The organism is Dysgonomonas sp. Marseille-P4677, assembly GCF_016652235.1.
GTDB lineage: Bacteria > Bacteroidota > Bacteroidia > Bacteroidales > Dysgonomonadaceae > Dysgonomonas.
Genome location: NZ_JAEPKU010000204.1, coordinates 1 through 4,625, shown reverse-complemented (window position 1 = coordinate 4,625; position 4,625 = coordinate 1). Strand labels below are relative to the sequence as shown.

5 protein-coding genes are annotated in these 4,625 nt (G+C 34.2%); 4 read left to right on the top strand and 1 reads right to left on the bottom strand.

What is annotated here, in order from left to right; translation table 11 throughout:
* The 4 genes from JGH11_RS19125 to JGH11_RS19110 all read left to right on the top strand — a co-directional run.
* Positions 1–315 (top strand): hypothetical protein (locus JGH11_RS19125; RefSeq protein ID WP_201114459.1); only part of this gene is annotated, 315 nt, incomplete at its 5' end.
* Positions 302–928 carry a peptide chain release factor H gene (prfH, locus tag JGH11_RS19120; RefSeq protein WP_201114456.1) on the top strand — a complete coding sequence of 209 codons (627 nt, stop codon included), beginning with the start codon at positions 302–304 and terminating at the stop codon, positions 926–928. The genes JGH11_RS19125 and prfH, both read left to right, overlap by 14 nt.
* 10 nt (positions 929–938) lie before the next feature.
* Entirely contained in the window at positions 939–1,355 is a 417-nt protein-coding gene (locus JGH11_RS19115) for a VOC family protein (RefSeq protein ID WP_201114455.1), read from the top strand.
* On the top strand, positions 1,325–1,915 hold the full coding sequence (locus tag JGH11_RS19110) for a hypothetical protein (protein ID WP_201114453.1): 591 nt from the start codon (positions 1,325–1,327) through the stop codon (positions 1,913–1,915). The genes JGH11_RS19115 and JGH11_RS19110 overlap by 31 nt, the downstream gene beginning before the upstream one ends.
* Positions 1,916–2,216: 301 nt before the next feature.
* Here the strand turns inward: JGH11_RS19110 and JGH11_RS19105 are convergent, their stop codons facing one another.
* A complete protein-coding gene (locus JGH11_RS19105; protein ID WP_201114451.1) occupies positions 2,217–4,574 on the bottom strand; it encodes an amylo-alpha-1,6-glucosidase in 2,358 nt (785 codons plus the stop codon).
* Positions 4,575–4,625 lie beyond the last annotated feature (51 nt).

Sequence of the window (4,625 nt, the reverse complement as noted above, 5' to 3'; positions counted from 1 at the left end):
ATTATTATATTCAGAATATATAAATTATGTTTTGCTAAGGTTGATTATTTCAGACATAATATTCAAAAGTATGAGCCTTATAAATATCATTACAAAGATGGTTTTATTGAGACTGAACTATGGGATATCGAATTCTTTAGACATAAAAAGTCGGGCTATTATATTGATCTTCGATTTTTGCAGAGCATAACAGATATTGAAGTCTTTATTAAACTAGTAGCAGAACTAGAACTTTTAGAAGAAAAACCAGATCAAGATCAATTAGTATTAAACAGATTGGTTGAAATAAATAATAAGAAAAGTGAAGGACAATAAAATATACCTACAAATTACTTCAGGGCGAGGTCCTGCCGAATGTTGCCGGGTGGTAGCATTGGTTTTGGAGAAGGTACTCGCTCAGGCAGGAAAGCTTGGATTAACAGCTGAGGTTATAGAGCGCGAAGAAGGCGAATTGAACCGTACACTATTTTCAGCAATTGTTTCACTAGAAGGTAGTAAAGTAGAAAAAATAATTGATGAATGGGAAGGTACTATTCAATGGATAGCACAAAGCTCTTACCGTATTTATCATAAGCGTAAGAATTGGTTTGTTGGAGTAAAGTCTTTTACTCCCAATGAACTGAGTGATATAGATACCCAATATATTACTTATCAAACACTTCGATCTTCGGGACCCGGTGGACAGCATGTCAATAAAACAGAGTCGGCAGTTCGAGCAACGCATGCTCCTTCGGGACTGAGCGTTACAGCATCAGATCAGCGTTCACAAATGCAAAATAAAAAACTGGCAACCGAACGTTTGCTTATCAAGCTTTCTGCCTGGAACGAAGAACAACAAATACAACAGGTACAGGAGAATTGGGATAATCATAATAATCTGCAACGTGGTAATCCTGTAAAGGTTATTAATGAAATATTGACTAAATAGAATTATAACTATGAATAAAATACGATTAGATCATGAAGCGCCATTAGCCGTTGATGAATGGGGCTGGAAATATCATCACATTGGAATTCCAACAGATAAAGTTATGCCAAATGAGAGATATTTACCTCACCTGAAATTTTATGTCTCAGGATTTAATACTAGTCCATTTGGGGTTGAATGGATGAGATTTGACAAAGATTGCGCAATATCAGATATAATAAAATTAGTTCCTCATATTGCGTTTGAAGTTGATGATATTGACAAGGAACTTGCTAGACATAATTTTGAAATTATTTCTGAACCAGGTATACCTTCTGATGGAGTTAGGGCAACTATGATTTTGCATAATGGAGCACCAATAGAGTTAATAGAATTTAGAAATAAAACTAAAAAATTATGTTTGCAAGACGAACAGCAACGAGAATAAAAAAAGGGACAGTCCAAAAGAAAAACAGGTATACAAAGACTCCTAATTACTGGAATACCAGTCAGGATGAAATCCAAGTTGATATTGAAAATCCGGGGAAAAGATATAAACACTTCCTAAAGAAAAGAGATATCAAATTGTTTCTTGAAATACTCCCAAATAGAGAAGAGATAGATGTCAAATTTGATGCCGTATTACTAGCATCGGGGAGCTATTCTACCGATGGCTGGTATAAAAACGGTGTGATTGGAATTTGTGCATGGAAAAAGGAAATGACTCAGGAATATGCCTTATGTTATTTTAATGCGCATAAGAGCATATTTGATAAGTTAGGTGTGAAATATGCAGTAAAGAAAGATTATGCTATCTGTTATTTCACAGAAAATCAAATAAAAGCATATTTACTTTTACATATCTTCCTTCATGAATTAGGGCATCATCATGATCGACTTAATACAAAATCAGGACGGATAGCCAGAGGCGAAAAATATGCAGAAGATTATGCCTTCAAATATGCAGAGATTATATGGAATAGGTATTTTGAATATTTTCCATATTAACAATTAACAAACAATGGAACAGATAAAAATAGAACAATATAAAAAGCAATTATCCCAAAAATTGGAGACAATCTCGTCCCCAAAAGCATTGAGAGAACGTATTTTCACGTGTCTTTAAGCCTTAACTATTACATGTAATTAGGTAGATATGATAAAATAAAGCCTCTGTTCAGAGGCTTTATTTTACAAAAAGGAAGTATTGATTTGTTTTATCTCTAACTCTTAAAATCTAAATAAAATCCAAGTTTCAGATACTCTTTTTTTATTGGAAATAAATAATTCTGTAGATATCTTTGAGTTATTACAAGTTTATAACAACAGTATTATTTAATCCATCAAGCAGTATATCATCTGATATCGCAACCATACTGTTACCATTCAACATGTACTTTTTTCCAGCGAGATCTTTTATTTTCAAGATGGTTTTCCATCCTTTCTCCTTTGATAAAATAGTATAGTGTTTTGTGTTATCCTTTTTTATGCTTTTTACAGTATAATGGTTAGTTCCTACCGGTTGATTTTCTAACATGGCTTCCGACCACTCTGATGGTAAATTCGGTTCAATAATAACCTCTTTATTATAAGCATCAGGGGTTATACCAAAAATATAATTGATAAGTGGCACAGCGACTCCATAAATAGTCCATGCTTGCACAGGACAGCCATAATCAGGCATCATTTCATTTATTGATCCGGGGAGTGTTCTATTAAGTGTAGATACAATTTTATTTGTATACCACAAACACTCTTCAATACGACCATATTGCGCTTCACACACAGCTTGCACTCCTGTTGAAATTGTCATCATACGATCTCTTTCAACAGCAGACAGATAAGGACCATACTCTCCACAGTGTTCAGCCCGTATTTTGTCTAGACTAAGTATCGCTTTGTCGTATGGAGCAATTGCAGTCTCAATTGGAGTCGTAATTACCCAATTCTTATTAGTTTGCCACCCTTTTTGGGTATAATCTGGATAGTTGTTGAATTTCTTGATTAAATCTTCATAAAAGAGGATGTTTTTCTCATGATCACCCGATACATATCCTCCAATACCAATTTGCTTTATTGCTCCTTTAGCTACAGAAATCGCTTGCTCCTTTGTCCCGAAAAAATCACAATAGGTACTTTCGTCTTCATCCCAAAATTCAGTATTAATTTTATCTTTCAGAATAACTGCCTGTTTTGCGTATTCACTAGCCAGAGCCTCTTCTTTAAATAATGTAGCCATTTTAGAAGTGACCTCCAATGCTTGCTGTGTATATACAGAAACATCTATTAATTCAGCATTCAAGCCATGAACCTCCATAATGCCATACCCTTCAGGAAAAAGGTTCTTATTAGCATCCATATCAACTGTTAACCAATGAATTCCTTTTTTTATATATGGGTACATATCTTGTAAAAATGCAATATCTCCTGTCCATAAAAAAGTCTTCCAGACCGCGACAATAAAATGAGCTGTTTCTTGTGTATTTCCTTTATTGTAGACATATCCATTTGAGGACATTTCATGAATAATCCGTCCATTTCCATTTACTTTCTCCGAGACATTTTTCAGAATCGTGAGGGTCGATTTTGCCAAATCAAAATTGCCTGAGGCTAAGACGCCTTGTAAAGCATACGAATTATCACATCCAAATAACCATGGATATTCAATAGCTCCTGCTCCCAAGAAACGGCCAAAACCATCTAAATCCATTTCTAACCAACGAGTATTTACCTTTACCCAATTATATGTTGACTCGAGGTTTTTGTCTGGAATAGTAATTTTTGATACATTTAGCAGATTATTAAAAGATGTTTGTTTTTCTGATAACATTTTCTCTTTATTCTTCAATAGAAGACGATTTGACGAAATAGCATCTGCAAGACTATTTTGAGATCCGCTTATTATAAAAGAAATATTTTTTTCTTTACCAGAAGCAATTTCAACCGAAGTCTGGATAAGTCCACTTTTGCCCAAACCTTTTGTATCTATCGGAGCATTAAAGTTTTCATCATAAGAGATAATAGGGGAGTCAGTACCCCATACAACAGACCAATCGTGGACCGAGTCTCGTGCAGAAAACAGTTTATTATTACTATCCCAAACTAATTGGTCTGAGTAGTCCAAAATACCATTTTCTTTTGAAAACCAAACAGGACTGATATCAGTTTTTAAAGCAAAATCCAATGTTATATTTCGTGCTTTGGCAGAATTATTTTTAATAGTATAGTTGATAATCACACCTTTCTCCTGATCCGGAGCAAATTGAAATCTATTTACTTCCAAATCTTCTAACTTATCCTTGTAAATAAATTCACTCCCAAAAGGATAGGTAATGTATTCATCTGCTTCTATCAACCAGACCCCGTCAGGTACTGAATTTTCACCTATTCTTGCCCAGAATCCATCAGCCAATTTTATAGGATGAGTCCAAATACCTCCCATTTCATCAGCAACATGACCTCCCATATCAGGAAAAAGTCCATCTTGAGTACCTATAATACAGGCTTTATCTCCTGCAGTAAGGTATGGTTTTTTCTTGTTTTTTCCTTCATTACTAATCTCTTTCAGATAAGAGGGAGAAGTGTCCCCCTTATTTGATTTAACCTGACAACCAATAAAGTTGAGAGATACTATAGTAACTAAAGCATATATGTATATTATTTTCATCTGCATAATGTTTCAATAAATAAAATATTGTGTAAGTTTTAATAAATTACG

What these genes read in the sequence shown, in the direction of transcription:
- JGH11_RS19115 (WP_201114455.1), top strand. Translation starts at nt 939, where the DNA reads ATGAATAAAATACGATTAGATCATGAAGCGCCATTAGCCGTTGATGAA.
- JGH11_RS19110 (WP_201114453.1), top strand. Translation starts at nt 1,325, where the DNA reads ATGTTTGCAAGACGAACAGCAACGAGAATAAAAAAAGGGACAGTCCAA.
- JGH11_RS19105 (WP_201114451.1), bottom strand. Translation starts at nt 4,574, where the DNA reads ATGAAAATAATATACATATATGCTTTAGTTACTATAGTATCTCTCAAC.